This is a genomic window from Gilliamella intestini, assembly GCF_900094935.1.
Lineage (GTDB): Bacteria > Pseudomonadota > Gammaproteobacteria > Enterobacterales > Orbaceae > Gilliamella > Gilliamella intestini.
On sequence record NZ_FMBA01000032.1, the window covers coordinates 1 to 24,455 of the forward strand.

Annotated in this window: 16 protein-coding genes and 1 pseudogene; 11 read left to right on the top strand and 6 right to left on the bottom strand. The window is 34.7% G+C overall.

Annotated elements, in window-relative coordinates:
• Nucleotides 1-195: 195 nt before the first annotated feature.
• A complete protein-coding gene (locus GA0061080_RS08625; RefSeq protein WP_091124201.1) occupies nt 196-1,164 on the bottom strand; it encodes a hypothetical protein in 969 nt (322 codons plus the stop codon).
• A gap of 579 nt (nt 1,165-1,743) precedes the next feature.
• On the opposite strand from GA0061080_RS08625, the gene GA0061080_RS08630 reads away from it, so the two are divergent.
• Nucleotides 1,744-4,098: a heavy metal translocating P-type ATPase gene (locus GA0061080_RS08630; RefSeq protein ID WP_091124205.1), complete on the top strand. Its 2,355-nt coding sequence runs from the start codon at nt 1,744-1,746 to the stop codon at nt 4,096-4,098.
• Between the two features lie 56 nt (nt 4,099-4,154).
• On the opposite strand, the gene birA is transcribed toward GA0061080_RS08630, so the two are convergent.
• The 3 genes from birA to murB are packed head-to-tail and all read right to left on the bottom strand — an operon-like array spanning nt 4,155 to nt 7,295.
• Nucleotides 4,155-5,108 carry a bifunctional biotin--[acetyl-CoA-carboxylase] ligase/biotin operon repressor BirA gene (birA, locus tag GA0061080_RS08635; RefSeq protein ID WP_091124208.1) on the bottom strand — a complete coding sequence of 318 codons (954 nt, stop codon included), beginning with the start codon at nt 5,106-5,108 and terminating at the stop codon, nt 4,155-4,157.
• Complete coding sequence (locus tag GA0061080_RS08640) at nt 5,083-6,225, bottom strand: MFS transporter (RefSeq protein WP_091124212.1); 1,143 nt, start codon at nt 6,223-6,225, stop codon at nt 5,083-5,085. Before GA0061080_RS08640 ends, birA begins: the two co-directional genes overlap by 26 nt.
• Before the next feature lie 59 nt (nt 6,226-6,284).
• Nucleotides 6,285-7,295 (bottom strand): UDP-N-acetylmuramate dehydrogenase, encoded by a 1,011-nt coding sequence (gene murB / locus GA0061080_RS08645; protein ID WP_091124216.1) that lies wholly within the window; start codon nt 7,293-7,295, stop codon nt 6,285-6,287.
• A gap of 408 nt (nt 7,296-7,703) precedes the next feature.
• On the opposite strand from murB, the gene GA0061080_RS08650 reads away from it, so the two are divergent.
• The 9 genes from GA0061080_RS08650 (at nt 7,704) to GA0061080_RS08690 (ending at nt 19,001) form a co-directional block, all read left to right on the top strand.
• Nucleotides 7,704-8,936 (top strand): phosphopentomutase, encoded by a 1,233-nt coding sequence (locus GA0061080_RS08650; protein ID WP_091124220.1) that lies wholly within the window; start codon nt 7,704-7,706, stop codon nt 8,934-8,936.
• Between the two features lie 42 nt (nt 8,937-8,978).
• Nucleotides 8,979-9,695 carry a purine-nucleoside phosphorylase gene (gene deoD, locus GA0061080_RS08655; RefSeq protein WP_091124224.1) on the top strand — a complete coding sequence of 239 codons (717 nt, stop codon included), beginning with the start codon at nt 8,979-8,981 and terminating at the stop codon, nt 9,693-9,695.
• 121 nt (nt 9,696-9,816) lie between these two features.
• Nucleotides 9,817-11,070, top strand: a complete 1,254-nt coding sequence (locus tag GA0061080_RS08660) for a nucleoside permease (protein ID WP_091124227.1) — start codon at nt 9,817-9,819, stop codon at nt 11,068-11,070.
• A 270-nt stretch (nt 11,071-11,340) separates the two neighbouring features.
• Nucleotides 11,341-12,513: an adenosine deaminase gene (gene add / locus GA0061080_RS08665; RefSeq protein ID WP_091124230.1), complete on the top strand. Its 1,173-nt coding sequence runs from the start codon at nt 11,341-11,343 to the stop codon at nt 12,511-12,513.
• Nucleotides 12,514-12,541: 28 nt separating this feature from the next.
• Nucleotides 12,542-14,500, top strand: coding sequence for a bifunctional 2',3'-cyclic-nucleotide 2'-phosphodiesterase/3'-nucleotidase (locus GA0061080_RS08670; RefSeq protein ID WP_091124234.1), 1,959 nt, complete (start codon nt 12,542-12,544; stop codon nt 14,498-14,500).
• A 27-nt stretch (nt 14,501-14,527) separates the two neighbouring features.
• Nucleotides 14,528-14,923, top strand: coding sequence for a cytidine deaminase (locus GA0061080_RS08675; protein ID WP_065560330.1), 396 nt, complete (start codon nt 14,528-14,530; stop codon nt 14,921-14,923).
• Between the two features lie 163 nt (nt 14,924-15,086).
• Nucleotides 15,087-16,388 carry a pyrimidine-nucleoside phosphorylase gene (locus tag GA0061080_RS08680; protein ID WP_091124236.1) on the top strand — a complete coding sequence of 434 codons (1,302 nt, stop codon included), beginning with the start codon at nt 15,087-15,089 and terminating at the stop codon, nt 16,386-16,388.
• A gap of 230 nt (nt 16,389-16,618) precedes the next feature.
• Nucleotides 16,619-18,160 (top strand): YjjI family glycine radical enzyme, encoded by a 1,542-nt coding sequence (locus GA0061080_RS08685; protein WP_091124240.1) that lies wholly within the window; start codon nt 16,619-16,621, stop codon nt 18,158-18,160.
• Complete coding sequence (locus GA0061080_RS08690) at nt 18,135-19,001, top strand: YjjW family glycine radical enzyme activase (RefSeq protein ID WP_091124244.1); 867 nt, start codon at nt 18,135-18,137, stop codon at nt 18,999-19,001. The genes GA0061080_RS08685 and GA0061080_RS08690 overlap by 26 nt, the downstream gene beginning before the upstream one ends.
• A 75-nt stretch (nt 19,002-19,076) precedes the next feature.
• Here the strand turns inward: GA0061080_RS08690 and GA0061080_RS08695 are convergent, their stop codons facing one another.
• Nucleotides 19,077-20,627 (bottom strand): hypothetical protein, encoded by a 1,551-nt coding sequence (locus tag GA0061080_RS08695; RefSeq protein WP_091124247.1) that lies wholly within the window; start codon nt 20,625-20,627, stop codon nt 19,077-19,079.
• A gap of 286 nt (nt 20,628-20,913) precedes the next feature.
• A pseudogene (locus tag GA0061080_RS08700) lies at nt 20,914-23,083 on the bottom strand (Tex family protein); the annotation flags it as partial.
• A gap of 560 nt (nt 23,084-23,643) precedes the next feature.
• Between GA0061080_RS08700 and GA0061080_RS08705 the strand changes: the two are divergent.
• A complete protein-coding gene (locus GA0061080_RS08705; protein WP_209435786.1) occupies nt 23,644-24,330 on the top strand; it encodes an endonuclease in 687 nt (228 codons plus the stop codon).
• Nucleotides 24,331-24,455: the final 125 nt, after the last annotated feature.

The window sequence follows — 24,455 nt, forward strand, 5'->3', positions numbered from 1 at the left end:
CCTTGCGGTGTTGTTGGCGCTTTTTACTTTTCTAGTTAAATCAATTTGTTATGGATTTAAAGCGGTATAGACTCCTGAATATTTTTTACAAAAATAACCAGTAAAATAGACAAATAAACAGCCCCACTTGATGTGGGGCTGCTGTTTTTTATTGCTTGGCAGTCTTTTTATAACTTAAAGATTAATAACTAAAAACTAAGGGGTGACGCAAACTGCAGGAGTTGCATTGTTTCCGTTGTTAAAGGGGACATGAACACTGCCAAAGTCCGAGTAAACAATGTAATAAGCACCGTCTCGAGCAGTACCAGGACTATGATAGATTTCACTTGTGGTATAGGGGTTGTATTTAAAACCTCCATCTCTATAAAAATCTATCTCGCCCCACTCAGTGAACAAACCTGCACCTATTTGTCGCTGATAACCATTATCATTTGATGATGCTGGTTTAGCACCATCTACTCCATCACTGCAGTTGAAGACAAAACTATTTTTTCTATTACATGCATGGTTAGTCAAGTCCTTTACCTGCGACAAACGATAGCCTAGACTGTTACACCAAGACATTTGATTAGGACTAAAATCATATATATTGCCTCGATTAACAAACCACTTCTGCAAAACAAATCCATATTTAATTACATGGTTACCTAAACTATCTCTACCCACTAATTCAAATGTCTGAGGTAATTTTGGCACTCGAATTGGTCTAGGATTGTCATTTTCCCATTGAGTTTTTGCCTCTGGGCCGGTTAACTTAACACGTATTACAATTTTTCCATCCTCTTCAGGAGGTAACCACCACCAGTTAGAGTTAGACCGTGGATAAGCCACTGTTCTTGTCGCTGTAGCTGTTATACCTTCATGCGTGACAGGATCCCATATCAATCCATCTACATCTCCCTCTATCAGTAAATCAAAGGATAACCCATTAGCACCCGTTGTTGGGAAATTTTTACTATATGATACAGGATTGTTCGATTGAATTAAAAATCCCTTATTCGGATTCCATATGTCAGCCGGACCAGCAAACCAATCACTTTGTCCATAAAACAACTCTGGTCTTGCATAGTTAATAACTGCTCTTGAATTTAAAATAATTGCATCACTACGCTTAACTTGATTATTGTTACCATTTGCTGCCTGCAATTGCCACGAATATGACAATAACGGCAGTGCCAGTAATACAATTTTTGAAAATGATTTTAGTGATAATTTAAGCGATAATATCGAGGATATAAGCGAGAAAAATCTAAAAACAGGCCTAATGGCGTTATTTGATAAGCTTAAGGCATAGGTTTGCCAGTGTTGGTGCTTGGTGCTTGGTGCTTTACATGGTACTGCATCACATCTTCCTTGTCAAGTAATATCTTTTTTATTTGATATTTTATAATTTTCTGGTTATTAAATAACCTATTCTGTTTTTAATTGTAATCGTTTGAAAACTATTTGACTAGCTTTTTTGAAAATTTTTTTAAGATTTTTTTAGTTTTATTAAGGGGGTTACTAATTAAGTTTTATGAAAAACTTTAAAATGGTAATTGCGTATTAAAACGATAATTAAATAAAAAACTAGTAAAATCAATTGTTTTTAATATATGTTGTTTATAAAGCTAGATTGGTTTTGTTTTCCTCTTATTTTTTACTATTACTGATTTTATTTTTTCGCCATGCAATAAACAAAAATGATTTCTTTTTCCGTTTTTTAGCGTACAATCAAAATCATCCCTATATCAAGGTAATGTTATGTTATACAATAACAAATCTGTGAATCATGATCACCATCATGAAGATAAAGGTTGTCATTGTGACTGTAAAAATATGGCGCATAATCATGCACATTTATCTCATGATCTAAGTTGTCATCAAGACTCAATCCCTAGCTGTGGTGGAGATTGCCATACCGGTGATTGCCATACAGCAGCAAAAAAAAATCAGTGTGATGATTCCCCCGATGCTCCAGACAGGCAAAGCTCACAAACTAAATTAATATGGAAAATAAAAGGCATGGATTGTGCGCACTGTGCACAAAAAATTGAAAACGGACTAAAAACGTTGCCGAATATTGGCCAAACTAAAATTATCTTTTCTACCCAAAAATTAGTGGTTTTGGTTCCGCAAAAGAATGAAAAAACCATTAAATTGATTGAAGATAAAATCACCGAGTTAGGTTATACCCCTATTTTTGAATCTACTTCTGAACATACTCATCATGAGCATACTCATGGTTTTGATAAAAAGGCGCTTATTCCTTTAGCGGTGTTAGGTGGCTTGATTGTAGTGAGTTATCTGCTGTTGTTGTTAAATAAAACAGCAGGCGAATATGCTTTTATGGTAACGGCCATTATTGGGTTAATTCCAATTTTAAAAGAGGCGTTAATTTTAGCGCGTAGTGGCACCCCTTTTGCTATCGAGTCGTTAATGAGTATTTCGGCTATTGGTGCTTTATTTATTGGTGCCGCCGAAGAAGCAACCATGGTTATATTTTTATTTATGATTGGCGAAATGCTAGAAGGTGTGGCAACAAGTAAGGCTAGACAGGGAATCTCGTCACTTGCCAAGCTAATGCCTGAAGAAACAGTAATAATTATTGACGGTAAACGAAAAACCATTGCTAGCCGTAGTTTGAAACCGGGTGATATTATCGAAATTTCAGCAGGAGGACGTTTGCCTGCTGATGTAATTTTAATAAGCGAGCAAGCCAATATTGATGAAAGCGCTTTAACAGGCGAGTCGATCCCCGTAAATTACCTTTCAGGTGATAAAATTTTGGCAGGATCGCTCGTGGTCGATAATACCATTGAACTTAAAGTAGTTTCTGAAGTTGGGCAAAATGCCGTTGATCGTATTTTACAGTTGATTGAAGATGCCGAGGAGCGTAAAGCACCTATTGAACGATTTATTGATAAATTTAGTCGTTATTATACACCAGCAATCGCTTTATTTGCTCTGTTAGTGATTGTTGCGCCACCTTTGTTGTTCAATGCTGATTGGTATACTTGGTTTTATCGTGGTTTGACATTGTTATTAATTGGTTGCCCTTGCGCACTAGTGATATCAACCCCTGCGGTGATAACCTCAGCATTGTCTAATGCAGCAAAGCAAGGCGTGTTAATTAAGGGAGGCGCAGCGTTAGAGCATATTGGCTTAGTGAAATTAATTGCGTTTGATAAGACAGGTACATTAACTGAAGGTAAACCACAGATTACCGATATTATTAACCAAAATGCAATCTCAACAGAAGCGTTACTTGCCATTGTGGCAGCAATAGAAAGTGGTTCACATCATCCTTTAGCTAAAGCTATTGTTGATTATGTTAAGCAAAACCAAATTCCGTTTGTCGAAGCCAATAATCGTAAAACAATAGCAGGCGTTGGAATACAAGGTGAAATAAATCAGCAAATTTTTTATATTGTCTCACCCAATAAAATATCAACTATTTCGATGCAATTAACCGATGAACAGGTAAAAATAATTAGTCAACTAGAAAGCGCAGGGAAAACGGTCATTGTAGTAGTAACTAACCAAGCAGTAGTAACTGACCAAAAATTATTGGGGATTATCGCTTTACAAGATGTGCTCCGTGCTGATGCCATAACAGCAATCAATCAATTACATCAATTTGGTTTAAAAACCCTAATGCTTACAGGGGATAATGAACGTGCAGCAAAACAGATAGCAAAACAGCTCAACATCGATTACCGAGCCGAACTATTACCAGCAGATAAATTAGTAGAGATTGAAAAAATCCGTAATACAACCGCTATTGCAATGGTCGGCGATGGAATTAATGATTCTCCTGCTATGAAAGCCGCAAGCGTAGGTATTGCTATGGGGAGCGGTACTGATGTTGCACTAGAAGCCGCTGATGCCGCACTAACCCAAAATAGCTTGTTAAGTTTGCCTAAGCTAATTGGTTTAACACGCTTTGCTTCTTATAATATTAAACAAAATATTACAATTGCGTTAGGGGTTAAATTAGTATTTTTGATCACCAGTTTATTTGGTTTTACTGGGCTGTGGTTGGCCGTGTTAGCTGATTCAGGTACAACGGCAATTGTGACAGCAAATGCTCTGCGTGTTTTGAAATTTAAAAAGTAGTTTATCTACCTATTCCGCTTGTGATAAGCGGAATAGCTTTTAATGATTTTGGGTTATTAGTTATCCATTCTTAGTGATATTTCGCCACCAATATGGGCATTAATTTTGCCATTTTGTTCTAGTAATAAGGCACCTTGATCATTTATGCCTTTTGCTATTCCGCGAATAATATTATCGCCAATTAATAGCTTTACAGGGCGATTAGCAAAGTTATCAAGCCTGTGCCAATCGTTAATAAATGGCGCTAAACCGTGTTGTTCAAACTCGATTAATTTACTTTTTAAAGTTTTGGCTACTTGAGCAACGAGTAAATTTCGATCAACTTTACCTAAATTAGCCCATTTTTGGTTAACTATGTTGGTATCTGGGTTTGTCATGGTTAAATTGACGCCAACACCAATCACAACATGGGCACAGTCGCCAGTTTTACCTGCAAGTTCAACTAAAATACCAGCTAGTTTTTGATCGTTAAGATATAGATCATTTGGCCATTTAACTTTGATGTCTTGGCCAGATAATGAACGTAAGGTATCGGCAAGCACAATACCGACCACTAAGCTCAGCCCCATTGCTGCTGCCACACCTTGTTCTAATTTCCAATACATAGAAAAGTATAAATTACTACCAAAAGGTGAAAACCATTTCCGCCCTCTTCGCCCTCTGGCTTTTGATTGAAATTCGGCAACACAACAATCGCCCGATGTTAATTGACCAATTCGTTCCAGTAGATATTGGTTAGTCGAGTCGATAATCGGTAATATTTCACAGTGGCTATCGGATTGGTAGTGTAGATCAATTTTGTTTTTACTTAGCAAATCAAGCGGAGCTGACAAGCAATAACCTTTGCCTTGTACAGATGATAACTCTAGCCCCCACTCACGCAGTTGTTTAATGTATTTATTGATGCCAGCACGGGTTATGCCAAAAATTGTTGCCAATTCTTCCCCTGAATGGAATTGGCCATCTGCAAGCATTTCAATTAATTTAAGTGGATTGTTGTGGTTGCGCATCCGTTCCTCTTTTTTTAATTAACAGCATAATGAAGTATAACGAGATTATAGCAAAGCTGACAAATAAATAAGCATTATTCATTTTATCCATAATAAAGGCGATCACAGCCGGTGCAATTAAACTGCCTAAAGTATTAGTTAATAGCATGGCTTGATTCATGGCAACGATATCTTGTTTTTTAACACACGAACATGCCCAAGCCATAGATATTGGGTAAATGGTGTAAATGGTTGCACCTAATAAGATAATGGCTAGCGCATCAAACCAATTGAATATCAGCATAATACATGCAATTAACATTAGTAACGATTCAATTAATAATACACGTTGCCGCCCAAATTTATCTGCACACCAATTGGCAGGCATTTGTGCAATGACGCCTGATAAAATCAGTAATATCATCCAATTAGCCACTTGAATATCACTATAACCTAAGTGTGAATAATAAGCTGGTAAAAGCGAATATAATGATCCAATTAACATACCGGCAATTACGCAACCAGTTAAGCCTAGTCGAGAAGGCTTATTCAATATCATTGGCATGATGTTAAAGCTGCTTTTTTTCCTTTTTGGTAATTTATAATGGGTGAGCAAAATAAATAAAATCGCAAGCCCCATCAGTAACGTAATAACTAACCCAAAATACAATACATCTTGTGGAAAATACTGCAACAAAGCTTGCCCTAAAACCGTGCCTAAATAGTAAGTGGTTAGATATATTGCAAGCATTTTTCCACGCGTACGAACTGGACCTGTTAGCAATATACAACTTTCAATAACCACCCACGTTACAGCGCAAGCAATACCAATAAAAAATCGCCACATTATCCAACTATAAAAATTCATTGAAAAACCTAGCCCAATTGTTGCTACTGCAAAAATAATACAACTATAGGTATAAGTGTGACGCGCATTGAATTTATTAATAAACCAATTGGCAAAAATAGTACCAATCAAGTTACCTGTAAAATAACTTGATCCTACAAGCCCAATTTGCCCAAGCGAAAACTCATTACGCACCAACCACAATGGTACTTGTGTGTTTAATGCCGACAACGAGATAGTCACAAAGAGTAAACTGGTTAATAAAATAGGAAATGAGTACGAATGTTTCATAATGTTATCGCATATAATTTATGAGCTATGATTAGCGGGCAATTATAATTTGGTGCTAATTATAAATAACTGTCTGCGTTAATTTCGCCCTGATTGCCAATAAATCGGATTTCTGGTGATAAATTCACCAAGAATTTTTGTGCTACGCATTTTTTAATATAACGTGCTAGTTCAACCACATCTTGCGCTGTGGCTTGATTTTTATTAACTAAAACCAATGCTTGTTGTTGATGCACAGCCGCTCCGCCTATCTGATAACCTTTTAAACCACACTGATCAATAAGCCAACCTGCAGCTAATTTTGTTTGATGATTGGCTTGTGGATATATTGGCATGTTTGGATAAATTTCAAGTAGCTTATCAGCAACAATTTTATCGACCACAGGGTTTTTAAAAAAGCTACCACCATTGCCAAGTACTTTGGGATCGGGTAACTTGCTACGGCGGATTTCACACACTTTATCAAATATCATTTTTGCAGTAACAATTTTGGGATCAAAGTTTCGCAATTCCCCATAAGTTAAAACTGGCTGCCACTGTTTGGGTAATTTAATGCCCACATTGACAACGGCATAACCTTGCAAATACGTTTTTTTAAAGACACTTTCACGGTAACCATATTGACCATCTGTGACAGTAATAATGTTTCCTGTGGCAAATTCGAGCAGTTCTACATAATCGGCTACTTTTTGAAATTCAACCCCATAAGCACCAATATTTTGAATAGGCGCAGAACCCACACAGCCAGGAATTAAAGCAAGGTTTTCAAGCCCTGATATATTTTTTTCAATTGTTTGTGATACGACATCGTGCCAAATTTCGCCAGCTCCAACTTTTAAATGCCATGTTTGTTCAGTTTCGGTAATGGTTATACCTTTGATGCGATTAACAATAACAATACCGTCAAAATCACATGTAAATAGCGTGTTACTGCCTTGGCCAATAATCATAATGGGATAATTTTCAATGTTATCTTGCCAAACTTGTTGTAATTGTTCAACTGTCGTGACAATAACAACTTTTTTAGCAAAAACAGTTAAACCAAATGTATTAGGAATTTTTTGTTTCATTAATCACTACCTTTACTCTTTTGAAAGCAGACACCAAAGCGCAAATCGGTTTTATCTATTATTTTTTATGGTTTATAGCCTATTGTATTTAGCTTCTATATTAGCACATGACTAATGTTATTTAATAACTTAATTTGGTCATAAATGCTTTTGAATTTTTTATAAAAAGTGTGAGTAAGATCAAATTCATTACATTAATTAATCAAATATTCAAATATTTGATAAAGCAATGCTTAAATATTTTTTGTTTTTTGTTATTATGTATTATAACTAGTCGAGTCATGTTTTATAAATTATTGTTAGACCGATTTATTGTTAGCGCCAAAATAGTCATCAGTATTTGATTGGCTGTGATTGATTATATTTAGTGTACTCAATTTAAGTATTGTTTATCAGTTAGAGGATATTATGAAAAGAGTTTTTATTATGATCCTAGATTCGTTTGGGATCGGCGGTGCTGAAGATGCCAAAAAATATGGCGATGAAGGGGCTAACACTTTGGGACATATTGCCGAAGCTTGTGCATTAGGCAAAGCAGAAAGCGGACGCAATGGTGTGCTGAAATTGCCTAATTTAGGTAAATTAGGATTAATAGAAGCCGCATATGAATCGACAGGACATTATCCAAAAGGCATGGCAACCGAAGGTGATATCATTGGCTCTTATGGTTATGCAAGCGAAATTTCCTCGGGTAAAGATACACCTTCAGGGCATTGGGAAATAGCCGGCGTGCCAGTACTTTTTGATTGGGGCTATTTTACTAATACCACCAATAGCTTCCCTCAAGATCTTTTAGATAAAATTGTTTCCCGCGCAAAACTTCCTGGTTATCTTGGTAATTGCCATTCATCTGGAACCATTATCCTTGATGAACTTGGTGAAGAGCATATGGCTTCTAATAAACCTATTTTTTACACGTCTGCTGATTCAGTATTCCAAATTGCCTGCCACGAAGAGACTTTTGGCCTAGATAGGCTTTATGAAATTTGCGAAATTGCTCGCGATGAGCTAAATAAAGGCAATTACAATATTGGCCGTGTTATTGCAAGGCCATTTGTAGGAAAAAAAGCAGGCGAATTTGTACGTACAGGTAATCGTCATGATCTTGCTGTTGAACCACCTGCACCAACAGTGATTAAGAAATTAGTTGATGAAAAAAACGGCACGGTAGTATCAGTTGGTAAAATCGCCGATATTTATGCACACGTTGGCATCACCAAAAAAATTAAAGCAACTGGCCTTGAAGCACTTTTTGATGCCTCACTTGAGGAAATAAAACAAGCTAAAGATAATACTATTGTCTTTACCAATTTTGTTGACTTTGACTCGTCTTATGGTCATCGTCGTGATGTTTCGGGTTATGCCGCCGCATTAGAATATTTTGATAGTCGCCTACCTGAAATGTTAGCACTAATTCAGCCCGGAGATCTGCTTATTATTAGTGCCGATCATGGTTGCGATCCTACATGGGCAGGAACAGATCACACACGTGAACATATTCCCGTGCTTGTTTATGGTAATAGCGTACCGGTTGGATCTTTAGGTCATAGAGAAACATTTGCCGATATTGGGCAAAGCGTTGCTGACTATTTTGGTTTATCGCCAATGAATTACGGTAAATCGTTTATAAAAAAGAAGTAATTTAACTCATACTAATTTAGTAACCAATATCAGGAGAAGTTAATGTCTACCCCGCATATTAATGCCGTTGATAATGCGTTTGCAAAAACCGTTTTAATGCCCGGTGATCCACTACGAGCAAAATTTATTGCAGAAACATTTTTAGAAAACGCGCAAGAAGTCACTAATGTAAGAGCGATGTTAGGTTTTACAGGTTATTACAAAGGGCAAAAAGTCTCAGTTATGGGACATGGCATGGGCATTCCATCTTGCTCTATTTATGCAACCGAATTAATTAAATTTTATGGTGTTGAAAACATCATTCGTATTGGTTCGTGTGGTGCAATTAGCCCAAATGTCAACTTGGGGGATGTTATTGTTGGGTTAGGCGCTTGTACTGATTCAAAAGTCAATCGAATTCGTTTTAAAGATCATGATTTTGCAGCTATCGCTGATTTTGATCTGACTTGTAATGCTGTTAATGCAGCGAAGAGATTAGGTGTAAATGTAAAAGTCGGCAATCTTTTTTCAGCCGATTTATTTTACAGTGTTGAACCTGAACTGTTCGATATTATGGAAAAATACAATATTTTAGGTGTTGAAATGGAAGCTGCCGGCATTTATGGCGTTGCCGCACAATACGGCGCAAAAGCACTGGCCATTTGCACGGTTTCGGATCATATTCGAAAAGGCGAAGCCATGTCTGCAGAGCAAAGACAGTTAGGCTTTAAAGAAATGATCACCGTTGCACTAGAGTCGGTATTATTAAATCAAAACTAAAACTAAAAATGGCAGAATAACTGCCATTTTTTTTAACTTATCAATATTGATAGTGATACAAATTTTTTATTTATATTTATGTGTAATAGGTTATAAAGATCTTATTTAATAAGGGAACAAAATGAATACCAAGATACAACTTAAAGCAATATTTTTTCTACAATTTTTTATATGGGGAAGCTGGTTAATCACCTTAAATTATTATCTTGAGCATCAATTAAATTTTATTGGTATTGAGGTAGCTTCTGTATATGGTTCGATGGCAATTGCTTCACTAATTATGCCAAGTTTACTCGGTATTGTTGCCGATAGATGGATACCAGCCAATCGCCTTTATGTTCTTTGTCACCTAATTGGTGCTATAACACTAATTATTGCTGCATCTGTTACATCACCGTTAATGATGACAATTGTTATGTTAATTCATTGTTTAGCCTTTATGCCTACCATCGCTATTTCAAATTCAATTTCTTATTCATGTTTGAACTCTCAAGGACTTGATGTTATCACTCAGTTTCCAGGAATTAGGATATATGGTACTATCGGTTTCATCGTTGCAATGTGGATAGTTAGCTTTTTGAAATTAGAAGCTAGCAATACACAACTTTATATCGCCGCTGCGGGTTCTCTTTTACTAAGTTTGTATTCATTAACACTTCCATTTATTTCGACATCACAAAACACAGATAAAAAAAGATCACTTATTAGCTCATTGGGGTTAGATGCGTTTGTGTTATTCAAACAACCTAAAATGGTTATCTTTTTTCTATTTGCAGCTTTTTTAGGCGGTATTTTACAAATTACCAATACCTTCGGTAATTCATTTTTGCATAGTTTTGATGATATTCCAGAATTCAAAGATAGCTTAGCAATTCAATACCCTGCTGTATTACTTTCTATTTCACAAATTTCAGAAGTGATATTTATTTTATTTGTACCGTTTTTTATGAAGCGCCTTGGTATTAAATATGTTATGTTAATTAGTATATTTGCTTGGGTTGCTCGCTTTGGACTATTTGCTTACGGCGATCCTTCTCCTTTCGGTTTTGTATTATTACTTCTATCAATGATTGTTTATGGTTGTGCCTTTGACTTCTATAACATTTCAGGCTCCATGTATGTTGAAAAAACAGTTTCACCCGATATCCGTAATAGTGCACAAGGGTTATTTATGATGATGACCAATGGAATCGGCGCTTATTTAGGAACAATGGCTAGTGGTTTCGTGGTCGATTATTATACTTCAGGGAAAACCGTAAACTGGCATGCTGTTTGGCTTGTTTTTTCAGGTTATGCTTTAGTTTTAGCTATTGTGTTTATGTTGATTTTTAAAAACGAACATTCAAACAAAGAAACAGCTCAAGCTATTAATTAATCGCTTATTTGTGTGAAAAGTTAAATTTAATGTTATCAATATAAAGGCAACAATATAGGTTGTTGCCTTTTTGGTTATCAATCAGTTAACTTTAAAAATTTGATTTGTCGCACAAAAAATAAATAAGTAATGCAAATTAAATGGCAGAAAGGTACCTTATCAAGGTAGACTAACTAAGTTTATAACTCAAAATGTTAGTATGCTATTTTGATCTTTTTATGTCATTGTTACTAGAGCACACTTAGCTCATTTAAATAAATTAAATGCCAAATGAACAATCAAATAATACCTAAAGTCATATTACATGAGCACATTGAAGGAAGTATTACCCCTGTGATGGCTCACCAATTAGCTCAAAAAAACAATATTCCATTCCCTAAAAGTTTATGTTACCAGCCCGATCAATATGATACTAATGAGTATAAAAATGGTAGATATTCATATGACGAATCTAAATTTGAAGAATTTATCAAAACATATGATATTGTTTCTAGCTTTCTAAAAAATCCAGAGGATTATTATTTAATTACTTACGATTTTCTTAATAGAAATGCTAAACAAGGATTGATTTATTGCGAGCTGTTTATATCCCCTTTTCATATCTGTGCAACACAATCCCATGATGGACACGTTGTTTGGAATCAAGATAGATTTCAGCAAACACTAAAGCAGATGGATAAGGCAATTATTGACGTTCGTAAGCAATATGATATTACTGTGCGATATCATGTAATTGGTGTTAGGCATCTTGGTGCGGACGTGGTTTACGATACATTGCGATTCATTGAAAATAATCCTCACCCATTTATTACTGGTTTTAATATCGCTGGTAATGAAAAAGCAGGTCATTTTGATGATTTTAAAGATGCTCATGAATTGGCTACTGAGCTTAATCTAAAAAAATCGTATCACGCCGGCGAAATAGATTCAGCCCAAAGTATTATTCAAGCCATTAAGCATGGTGCAAACAGAATTGGACACGGCATTCGTGCTATTGAAGACAAAACACTTATTCGTGAACTGATTGATAAAAAAATCACCCTCGAAATTGCCTTAACAAGCAATCGAATTTTAGTTAATGAGCTGCATGGCGATATTTATCAGCATCCCATCAGGCAGCTTTATGACCAAGGTGTGCGCATTACACTAAATACCGATGATGCAGGGATTTTTGGTACCGATATAGAAAAAGAATATCACATAGCTCAATCTATATTTGCATTTTCACGATTAGAATTGCTTGATATCACACTATGCGGCATTCAAGCTGCATTTATTGAAAATTCAATTAAAACCCAATTAATTAAGAAAATTCTTGCTTATTTTACATCTAGTGACAAGCAGTTATTAGAAAGTTGTATCAATAATAAAAGATATCATCCAGCAATTATTGAACGCTTTTTAGAATATCAAAATTTATTACTAACCATACCCATTAACTAATTTAACTGTCAGAAAAATAAGAAATTGCATGAAAAAAACTAAGTTACCTTTAACCTTTTTAGCCCTATTTATTTCTGGTACGGCAAGCGCTGCAACGGTTGATTTAAGGATTATTGAAACAACCGACTTGCATGGCAATATGATGAACTATGACTATTTTAAAGATCAGTCTATTGATACTTTCGGGTTAGTAAAAACCGCTAACTTAATTCATCAAGCAAGAAGCGAAGTAAAAAATAGTGTTCTTGTTGATAATGGAGATCTGATTCAAGGTAGCCCAATGGCCGATTATGCCGTAAATAAAGGCCTTGATGATGACGATATTCATCCTGCCTATAAAGCACTCAATACGCTTAATTATACTGTGGGTAATATTGGTAACCACGAATTTAATTTTGGATTGGAATTTCTGCAAAAAAGCCTTGCTGGAGCTAAATTTCCTTATGTTAACGCTAATGTTTATGATGCCAAAACCAAGAAACCATTTTTTACACAATATATTATTTTAGATACTCCTGTTGTTGATAGAACTGGTAATAAGCACACTATTAAAATTGGCTATATTGGTTTTGTCCCACCACAAATTATGCAGTGGGACAAGCTTAACCTTGATGGTAAGGTTATAGTGAAAGATATCACCGAAACCGCTAAGCTGTTGGTGCCTGAAATGAAAAAACAAGGTGCTAATGTCATTGTTGCCATTCCCCATTCGGGTGTTTCCTCTGAGCCTTATAAGGCGTTAGCTGAAAATTCGGTTTACTACTTGAGTCAAGTAGAGGGTATTAATGCAATTATGTTTGGCCATTCTCACGGCATATTTCCTAGTGAAGATTTCAAATCATTGCCAAATACAGATATTAATACCGGCAATATTAATCATGTCCCAGCTGTAATGCCCGGACATTGGGGGAGCCATTTGGGAGTGGTGGACTTAGTTCTTGAAGGCGATAAATCAAATTGGCAAGTGATTTCAGGTAAATCAGAAACTAGACCAATCTATGATGTAAAAACTAAAAAAGCACTAGTTAAAGCCGATCAAAAAATCGTCGATGTTTTAAGTAAAGATCACCAAGGAACACGTGAATTTGTTAGTAAACCAATAGGTAAAGTTTCAACCGATATTACGAGCTATCTAGCATTGGTTGAAGATACATCTGCCTTACAAATTATTAACGACGCACAGATCAATTATGTTAAGCAATTTATTCAAGGCGATCCTGATCTGGATGGGTTACCTATTTTATCAGCTATTGCACCGTTTAAAGCTGGCGGACGAAAAAACGATCCAAGTGCTTTTGTTGATGTCAAAAAAGGAAATTTGTCGTTTAGAAATGCAGCAGATATCTACCTTTATCCTAATATTTTGTCTGCTGTGAAAATTACAGGTAAAGATGTTAAAGAGTGGTTGGAATGTTCCGCTGGTGTCTATAATCAAATTGATCCGCATTCATCCCAAATACAATATTTGATTAATTGGGACAAATTTAGAACCTATAATTTTGATACGATTGATGGGGTAAATTATCAAATAGATGTAACAAAGCCACCGCGTTATGATGCAAATTGTCAGCTAGTTAATCCTTCATCAGAAAGAATTAAAAATCTTACTTATCAACAAAAACCAATTGATCCTAACCAAACATTTTTAATTGCCACCAATAATTATCGTGCTTATGGAGGTATATTCCCTGGGACAGGCGAAAAAAATGTCAAATTCAATTCACCAGATGATTTAAGAGTGATTCTTTCAGCTTATATCACCAATATGACCCAAAAGAACGGTACAGTAGATGTTACTGTCGATAATAATTGGCAAATTGCTCCGATCACTAGTAATAAAGATTTGGATATTCGCTTTGAATCTTCCCTTAATGATGATGCAAAAACCTATATTGAAAATAATTCACTCTACCCAATAAAATTTTTAGAACAAGACCCCTTAGGTTTTGGTGTATACCGTATAAATCTACAAACACCCACAAAATAATGTGATTAAGAAAGAAGGATTATTAATATGAAAATTGAAAAACTAATTGAATTAGCCAAAACAGCCCGTTCTAAAGCTTATGTACCTTATTCTAAATTTCAGGTTGGTGCCGTACTAATTACTGAAGATGATGAAGCAATTTTAGGTTGTAATATTGAAAACGCATCTTATGGACTAGCAAATTGCGCCGAGAGAACAGCAATTTTTAAAGCGGTTTCTGAAGGTAAAACAAAATTTAAAAAATTGGTGGTAATTGGAGATACTGATGGGCCAATTTCACCTTGTGGCGCATGCCGTCAAGTGATTAGTGAGTTTTGTGCTAAAGATATGCCTGTTATTTTGACCAATATGCAGGGGAAAATTCAAGAAACAACAGTGGGAGAATTATTACCTTGGTCATTTTCACCAAGTGATCTTGATTAATTTTAGTTTATTTTTGATCAAAATAAAAAATAGTAAATCTGATATGAGGTTTATTTATACTAACCAATTTTTCGTCGACTATTTCGACAAAAACTAAACAGTCATAATTGTATGAACATAGCAACACACTAACTTGATTTATTGATTTTAAGAGAGAATCATTATGAGATTTGTAGATATTATAGAAAAAAAACGTGACGGCAATGAATTAACCACTGATGAAATCCAATTTTTTATCACTAATTATACCAATGGAACTATCCCCGATTACCAAGTTAGTGCTTTATTAATGGCAATTTACTATCAAGGTATGACATCAAAAGAGTGTGCTGATTTAACTAGCGCAATGATGTATTCGGGCGATACGGTTGATCTGTCTTCAATCCAAGGTATTAAAGTTGATAAACATTCAACTGGAGGCGTTGGTGATACTACAACACTCGTACTTGCACCGCTTGTTGCCGCATTAGATGTTCCTGTTGCCAAAATGTCTGGACGTGGCTTAGGTCATACTGGCGGCACTACCGATAAATTTGAATCAATTCCAGGATTTAAAATTGAATTAAGTAAACAAGATTTTATTAATCAAGTTAATCATAAAGGGCTTGCCGTTATTGGTCAATCTGGCAACTTAACCCCTGCAGATAAAAAGTTGTATTCTTTACGAGACGTTACAGGAACAGTTAACTCTATTGCGCTTATTGCAAGCTCAATTATGAGTAAAAAGTTAGCAGCCGGCGCTGACGCTATTGTCCTTGATGTAAAAACCGGTGATGGTGCGCTAATGAAAGATATGGCCGATTCTGAAAAATTAGCTCACGAAATGGTAAATATCGGTAACCAAATTGGCCGTAGAACCATGGCAATTATATCTGATATGTCACAACCGCTTGGTTATGCCATTGGTAATGCACTTGAAATAAAAGAAGCCATTGATACCTTAAAAGGTCATGGCCCTGCTGATTTAACTGAATTAGTTTTAACGTTAGGTAGCCAAATGGTTGTACTTGCTAATAAAGCCAAAACATTAGAAGAAGCCAGAGCAAAACTTCAAGAAGTTATTAAAAATGGCAAAGCTGTTGAGAAGTTCAAAATACTGATTGAAGCACAAGGTGGGGATAGCTCAGTTGTTGATCACCCTGAAAAATTGGCTAGTGCACCTTATCAAATTGCTTTACCTGCACTTAAATCAGGTTATGTTTCAAGAATCATTGCTGATCAAATTGGTATTGCTGCTATGCAATTAGGTGCAGGTCGTGCAACTAAAGAAGATATTATCGATCCAGCTGTTGGAATCGTGTTACATAAAAAAGTTGGTGACAAAGTTGCCGAAGGTGAAGCTTTGTTAACTATCCATGCTAGTACTGATAAGATTGATGCGATCAAACAAAAACTTTATGACAATATTATTATTAGTGATAATGCAAAAGCGCCTCAGCTTATCTATAAAATCATTACGCAATAACTAATTTATTACACAGATTTAGAAAATATCACTATCATTTAAGGTTTAATAAAAATGGTGATCAGGTTGAGGGTGATAAAATTAATAATTATATGTTTAATTTTGCAAAATAAGCTTGATCACCAATTAACATCTTAATAATCAACAAAATCAGTTTATTGCTAAAAAACAATAAATTGTTAATAAATAAGCATTAAACTATATTTTTTAGTATCGAGGTTAATATTGACATGACAGAATTTCAAAATAGTTGTTATCAAATCGTGACCGACCCAAATTTGTCACCAAAACAAAAAGCCAATTTGCTCGCACTAGCAGCAGAAAATAATTTGCCTTATGTTGATATTGATAGTGAAACCAAAAAAGCTTTAGATGAACGTGTTATTTGTGACATGTATGAGGGCCACGCTCCATATAAACCACGCTATGTGCTCCCTGATTATGCTAAATTCTTACAACAAGGTTCAAAATGGCTTGAACTTAAGCCTGCCAAGACTTTTGATGATGCGCTAAATATGCTAACTATTGCTTATCATCATGTTCCTTCGGTAACGGGTATGCCTGTTTATTTAGGATGCTTAGATCAAATTTTACTTCCTTACGTTGGTAATCTTACTGAAGATGAAATTTATCAACGATTAAAGCGTTTTTGGATCATGCTTGATCGTAATTTGCCCGATGCGTTTATGCATGCCAATATTGGCCCAACTGATAATATTATCTGTCGGGTAATCTTACGTGTAGATAGAGAGCTTAAACAAGTTGCACCTAATTTAACCTTTATCTATGATGAAGACATTACACCAGAATCACTATTATTAGTCGCAATAGAAAATATTTGTGAAACAAGCAAACCTCATATTGCAAACAATAATATGATCAAAAAAGATTTTGATGACCAAGGATATGGCGTAGTAAGTTGCTATAATTCACTACCCATTGCAGGCGGAGGAAGCACGCTTTCACGAATCAATTTAAAAGAAGTAGCATTACGCAGTAAAAATAGTGAGGATTTTTTGACAAATACCTTACCTTACTATTGTCAGTTACAATTTAATCTTATTCAAGCAAGATCGGACTTTCTTTATAATCAATCCAATTTTTTTAATAGCAGTTTTTTAGTCCAAGAAGGATTAATCGATCCCAACCGATTTGCCCCAATGTTTGGTATTTTTGGCATGGCTGAAGCGGTCAATATCCTGCAAGAAAAAGCAAATCTAGCAGGGCGTTATGGTTTTGACGAACAAGCCAATGAACTGGCATTAACCATTACCGAGCTCATTGCTAAATTTATTGAAAACCACACAATAGAAAATGCTTGGAAAGGAAAGGCTATGTTACATTCACAATCAGGAATCAGTACCGATAGAGGTGCAACCCCTGGTCTACGAATTCCTTATGGTCATGAGCCTGATCCCGTTACTCACATTATGGCATTGTTTAAACATCATCATTACTACACATCGGGCATTAGTGATATTTTGACTATCGATGAAACCATCAAAAATAATCCATCAGCATTACTGCAAATTTGTAAAGCAGCTTTTAAATTAGGTTTTCGTGAATTTACAGCCAATATTAGTGGCAATGATCTTGTTCGAGTAACCGGTTATATGGTTAGATTATCCGACATCAAAAAGTATAAACAAGAAGGATCACGAATTAACACAACGTTTTTAGGCGCAGAAGCTGCTGATGACGTTAAAAACAATAGTTATTTATGTCGAAAGCCAAGAGTTATTAGTCATGAACAAGTCATGGGCAATCGTTAATAAAATATTACCCTTTTCTTGTGTTGATGGACCAGGCAATCGGCTAGTCATATTTTTACAAGGATGCAATTTTCGTTGCTTAAACTGCCACAATCCTTACACAATATCATTATGTAAAGATTGTGGTGATTGTGTTTATGCTTGTCCACATAAAGCATTAAGTTTTAACAATCATCATGTTATATGGCAAACTTCGGTTTGCCAACAATGCGATACTTGTATTAATACTTGTGTTCATAACTCAACACCAATGACTTATAAATATAGTGTTGAAGATATATTAACAATTATCCGAAAATATCTGCCATTTTTAAATGGTATAACCCTTAGTGGAGGCGAAGCCACTATGCAACTTCCTTTTATTGAAAATCTATTTAGAGCAATAAAACAAGCCGACGATTTAAACCATCTTACTTGCTTTATTGATAGTAATGGTTATTTAACTAAAACAGGGTGGCAAAAAGTAGAAAATGTGATGGATGGCGCAATGATTGATCTCAAGGCTTGGGATAATGATGTGCATAAAAAGTTAACGGGAAGAGACAATCGACGAGTAAAAGAAACGATTAAATATCTGGCAAAAATAAAAAAACTATATGAGGTAAGACTTTTAATTATTCCTAAACAAACAGATCTACAAGATAATGCTAAAAATATTGCCAAATTCTTAATTGATATAGATCCCAATATTCGAATTCGAATTAATGCCTTTCATAATCATGGCGTACATGGCATCGCTAAAACATGGCCATCTGCCAATAAACAGCAAGTAGAGCAGTTTGCAGAACAATTAAAACAATATAATCTACAACAGATTGTATTACCTAGTGTTTATTTGTGATGTTTTTAAATCTATGGTAATTTCATCTACTTGCCAAATTTTGATGTTATTTATTTACTAATTAGGCAATAGCTATTAATAATATTCAATAGTTCGAGTTGTTATCTTTCGATCATTACATTCTTTGACTGTCCAATCACCTTTTTGATTGTGTTTAGAAAACTGACATTCAAGGCTTGCTTTCTTTTTATTACCAATATATTTTTTCATTTTGATTAATTGACCCTGTTTATCATACTCCATAGTATAAGTTTCATTATCAATCACCCTTGAAATCAACTGATTTTTATTATTGTATTGAAATGTCATATTATTATTAAAATATAGTATTTTTTCTTCATCATCATAGCCAACGGAAACTGAACGAAGCTTATTTAAATCACCCCCTGTTTGAACAAGTTTTGTGTTATAGTCTGCTTGAAAAATATCAAATACATCTGTTTCTTCATACTTATTGGTTGCGAACGGATTGAGATAATTTTGATCTTGGCTAGGCAAAGACATGGCAAAATAATCGTAGAATTTCCAGTTTCTTCGTTCTGTTTTTATATCGTCAGAAGATGTAATAATACGTTTTTGTTTATAACTATAACTTTTAATTACATTAGCAAAATAAGAAACTAACCCATTTTCATCAAAATTCATTTCAAAAGAAAAATCGTTTTTTTCACTAAGCAATTTTGAGTACTGATCTAATAACTTATCTTTTATATATCCTTTTGCCGACTTAATACGATTTTGGGTAAGTGCATGATCAAAATAATAATACATTACAACTAAGTTCGTTGAACGAGCTAAATTTGCTGATGGTTTTGGTTTTTCTTTTGCTAACAATACGGGATCTGGCTCTATTCCCCAATCATTATTTACATGATTATATTTAACAAAATCATATCTGATTTCAGCTGCTTTTGCCTTATCATAATATGCATAAGTGAAATGCCCTCGATCCCATTTATCATCTTCTTTACTATAAAAATATGAATGCTTTATCGAATCTTCGTTATCAAAGATCAGTTCACCATTCACTAATTTGGCTAACTTAATTGAGGAAGATATTTTCTTCGGAAATTGCCCGTTAATTAAACTAGGATAACTATAGTAAACATGATAATTTAATTTATTTTTATCTAATTCACGTGCATAAAAATATTGTTTAAAAATATCATTATTAACCCAAGAAGGAATTTGCTCAATCGTATAAGTTACCATTGCAAAAGGGTTTACACTATTTCTATTATCCTTAACAACAAGATGATCTAAACTCAGTTGCCCAAAACAAAAACTACCTTTTTTAAATATCGTATCGCTGTTTAATTTAGCTAATTGATAGGTGGTCGTTTGATTGTTAGCATCTGATGAATGCTCAAGTAAACCTAAACTTGAAAAAATCTCTAACCGGCGATTTAATTCATTGTTTACCCAAACTTCTAAGCGTTCATTTGCAGGATAACTAAGATCTTTTTTAAGATAAGGAAACGTTACGTTACCTAGGTAAAAACAAATCGGTTTGTCTTGATCTTCCAATTCTGCTTTAACTTCTTCTGTTAATTTTATTTCATTTTTATCACATCCTGACAACATAATGGTTAATGTCAGCCAAACAGCATTAAAATATTTTTTCATTATTTTTGATATTCCCTTTCTATTATTTTATAGCTTAGTTAAAAAATAACTAAAAGCATATTGATAATATTCAATATAAAAATGGCTATAATTCAACGTAGCTGATTACAAAATAGGGACTATTGTCCCATAATTTATAAAAATTTTTATTTAGTTTTCTTTAATGCTGCAGCAAACGCATTTCCCATCGCACTGTTACTCAGCGATGAATTATAATTGTTTTGTTTATTAGACTGAGTGTGTTTTTTTGAAATACGATTATCATCTTGCTTAGTCGATGATGCAGGATCATCAAGGCGCATAGTTAACGCAATACGTTTGCGTGGAATATCAACTTCCACCACTTTAACTTTAACAATATCGCCTGCTTTTACTACGGTTCTTGGATCATCAACAAACTTATTTGATAAGGCTGAAATATGCACTAAACCATCTTGATGCACACCAATATCAACAAACGCGCCAAAATTAGTTACATTAGTAACAGATCCTTCCATAATCATACCTATTTTTAGGTCTTCCATCGTTTCTATATCATCAGCAAATTGCGCAGTTTTAAATTCAGGTCTTGGATCTCGTCCTGGTTTATCAAGTTCTTTAATAATATCAGTTACTGTTGGCACACCAAAATTTTCATCCACATAATCAATTGCTTTAAGTGATTTTAAATAATTGCTATCACCTAAAATGTCTTTTAAAGATTTTCCATTTTTCTCTAAAATTCGCTCAACAATAGGATAAGCTTCTGGGTGAACAGCTGAGGCATCGAGAGGGTTTTTTCCATCCATAATTCGTAAAAAACCTGCACACTGCTCAAATGCTTTAGGACCAAGGCGCGAAACTTTTAATAGTTGTTTACGATCGGTAAATTGTCCATTTTCATTACGCCAATCAATAATATTTTGCGCAATAACTTTATTTAGACCAGCAATACGCGCAAGTAACATCATTGAGGCAGTATTTAAATTGACACCAACTGCGTTAACGCCATCTTCAACCACAGCATCAAGCTTTTTAGCTAACTGAGTTTGGCTTACATCATGCTGATATTGACCTACTCCGATCGATTTAGGATCAATTTTAACAAGTTCAGCTAATGGATCTTGTAAACGCCGAGCAATAGAAACTGCACCACGAATAGATACATCAAGATCAGGAAACTCTTGCGCTGCTAGTTCTGATGCGGAATAAACCGAAGCGCCGGCTTCGCTTACAATCACTTTTTGCGCTTTCACTTCTGGGTATTTTTTTTGAACGTCCAAATAAAAACGTTCAGTCTCGCGCGAAGCTGTACCATTACCAATTGCTACTAATTCAACTTGATATTTAAGACAAAGCGCAGCAATAACCATCGCTGCTTTATCCGCTTGACCTGTGTGCGGATAAATAGTTTCAGTCGCAACTAATTTACCTGTTGCATCAACAACCGCTATTTTTACGCCTGTTCTTAACCCTGGATCCATACCCATGGTGACTTTCATACCAGCAGGTGCAGCCATTAACATATCATGCAAGTTGGCAGCAAATACATTAATCGCTTCCTCTTCTGCTCGCTCACGTAATGTGGTCATTAATTCGGTTTCCATGTGCATTAAAATTTTAATGCGCCATGTCCAATTGATCACCGCTTTGCGCCATTTATCTGCTGGTTGTTCATTAAAATGAACGCCTAGATATTCAGTGATAATTTGTTCACAATAACTTTCTTTTGGTGTTTCTTCAAATTGTGGATCGGCATTTAACGAGAGCTGTAAAAAGCCTTCATTTCGCCCTCGAAACATAGCTAAAGATCGGTGTGAAGGTACTTTAGAAATAAGTTCGCTTTGTGAAAAATAATCTCGGAATTTTGCGCCCTCTTCTTCTTTGCCACTGACTACTTGCGAAACTAAATGAGCGTTATTCCAAAGATAATGACGTACTTTTGCTAATAACGCTGCATCTTCGGCAAAGCGTTCCATTAAAATATAGCGCGCGCCATCTAAAGCTGATTTAGAATCAGCAATGCCATTATTAGTATTAAGATATTTTTCAGCTTCTTTTTCAGGATTTAATGAAGGGTTTTGCCATAAATCATCAGCAAGCGGTTCAAGACCTGCTTCAATTGCAATTTGACCTCGAGTACGGCGTTTGGGTTTATAAGGTAAATAAAGATCTTCAAGTTCGGTTTTACTTAGTGTTTGTACAATATTTTTGCTTAATTCAGGTGTTAATTTACCTTGCTCTTCTATTGACTTTAAAATAGTTTGTTTGCGGTCTTCAAGCTCACGCAAATAGCTCAATCGACTATCAAGATTACGTAATTGTGTATCATCAAGCCCACCTGTTACTTCTTTTCGATATCGAGCAATAAAGGGAACTGTACTACCTTCGTCTAATAATTGAATTGCAGCTAAAACTTGTTCTGGTTTTACAGTAAGTTCACTAGCTATAATATGGCTAATTTGATTATTTATCATGATGTTTATATCTAATTATAAGCAAAGCGCAATTATATACCTATCTACCTTTGTGTTGCAATTCGGGAAACTTTTTCTTCTTTCTTGCAGAAATATTACTATAACGTTTTAAATAACTGGTACTTTTTAAGTCAAAACTTTGTAAAAAATATTCAGGACTCTATACCGTTTCAAATTATATTCTATAATTAAATTTACAGCTTCAATAGGTAGTTTGTAATGTTTTGATTTAAAATCGCTTTGATTATCACTTTTTTCTGAACTTCAGATCATGTTAATGCCATATACTCACCTTGATTTTTAAATATTAAGTTGATATATTTAAACTTATCTGTAGAGGCCTTTGCCTACCTTTGATACAACTCAAAAGTCAAAAAACTTAAAAGTAGTAAAAGAAATATAATTAAAATTCGGTTTTCTTTTTCTTAAATTCTCGTTTTAGGTTGGAGTTACCTTATCAGTTCTTCAGATGATGATTGCTGTAGCAATGCCTACTTATAAATCAATACATTTATCTGAAAATATTAGTTTTTTATAATTTTGGAATTTATTTTAAATGGATTTTTTTGAAAAATATTGCTATTTTGCTTTGTCTTACTCCTTTCTTTACTTACTCAGCACAGAATTTTAATTCAGCTAAAACACATCTAACTAAGCTATACAAATCAAACCCTGAACAAACCGAATTTTATTGTGGATGCGAATTTAGTTTTAACAATAAAAAAGGTACCATTAATTTTACTAAATGCGGTTATAAACCACGTAAAAACCAAGCTAGAGCTGAACGCATTGAATGGGAACATGTAATGCCTGCTGAAAATTTTGGGCGACATCTACAATGTTGGCAAGATGGGGGACGTAAAAATTGCAAGAAAGATATAACATTCAACAAAATGGAAGGAGATATGCATAATCTGCAACCATCAATCGGCGAAGTAAATGGCGATCGCTCTAATTATCACTACTCGCAATTCACTAAAGAATTTAATCAATATGGAAGTTGTAAAACAGCCGTTGATTTTAAAACGCGTAAATTTCAACCAAGAGAAAAAATTCGTGGAAAGATAGCACGTACATATCTTTATATGTCTGACAAATATAAAATTAATTTATCTGATCAAGAAAAAAGATTAATGGCTGCTTGGGATAAAATGTTCCCACCTGAAAAATGGGAATGTGAGCGTAATAAGCATATAGCAAAAATACAGGGTAATGATAACAAATTCATTACTGAGCAATGCAATTAATTTCGATACATGTAGGAAAATATCGCACTATTTACACGCCATGATTAAAATAATCCGCTAAAAATGCATAAGGCGTTTTGCCTGAAATTCCTTTATGCGGTTTAACCGTATTATAAAAATTAATA

Bases quoted from the DNA above. Each gene is read 5' to 3' on its own strand.
- add (WP_091124230.1), top strand. From the start codon at position 11,341: ATGAACAATCAAATAATACCTAAAGTCATATTACATGAGCACATTGAA.
- deoD (WP_091124224.1), top strand. From the start codon at position 8,979: ATGTCTACCCCGCATATTAATGCCGTTGATAATGCGTTTGCAAAAACC.
- GA0061080_RS08680 (WP_091124236.1), top strand. From the start codon at position 15,087: ATGAGATTTGTAGATATTATAGAAAAAAAACGTGACGGCAATGAATTA.
- GA0061080_RS08685 (WP_091124240.1), top strand. From the start codon at position 16,619: ATGACAGAATTTCAAAATAGTTGTTATCAAATCGTGACCGACCCAAAT.
- GA0061080_RS08675 (WP_065560330.1), top strand. From the start codon at position 14,528: ATGAAAATTGAAAAACTAATTGAATTAGCCAAAACAGCCCGTTCTAAA.
- GA0061080_RS08650 (WP_091124220.1), top strand. From the start codon at position 7,704: ATGAAAAGAGTTTTTATTATGATCCTAGATTCGTTTGGGATCGGCGGT.
- GA0061080_RS08660 (WP_091124227.1), top strand. From the start codon at position 9,817: ATGAATACCAAGATACAACTTAAAGCAATATTTTTTCTACAATTTTTT.
- GA0061080_RS08640 (WP_091124212.1), bottom strand. From the start codon at position 6,225: ATGAAACATTCGTACTCATTTCCTATTTTATTAACCAGTTTACTCTTT.
- GA0061080_RS08630 (WP_091124205.1), top strand. From the start codon at position 1,744: ATGTTATACAATAACAAATCTGTGAATCATGATCACCATCATGAAGAT.
- birA (WP_091124208.1), bottom strand. From the start codon at position 5,108: ATGCGCAACCACAACAATCCACTTAAATTAATTGAAATGCTTGCAGAT.
- murB (WP_091124216.1), bottom strand. From the start codon at position 7,295: ATGAAACAAAAAATTCCTAATACATTTGGTTTAACTGTTTTTGCTAAA.
- GA0061080_RS08695 (WP_091124247.1), bottom strand. From the start codon at position 20,627: ATGAAAAAATATTTTAATGCTGTTTGGCTGACATTAACCATTATGTTG.
- GA0061080_RS08670 (WP_091124234.1), top strand. From the start codon at position 12,542: ATGAAAAAAACTAAGTTACCTTTAACCTTTTTAGCCCTATTTATTTCT.
- GA0061080_RS08690 (WP_091124244.1), top strand. From the start codon at position 18,135: ATGAACAAGTCATGGGCAATCGTTAATAAAATATTACCCTTTTCTTGT.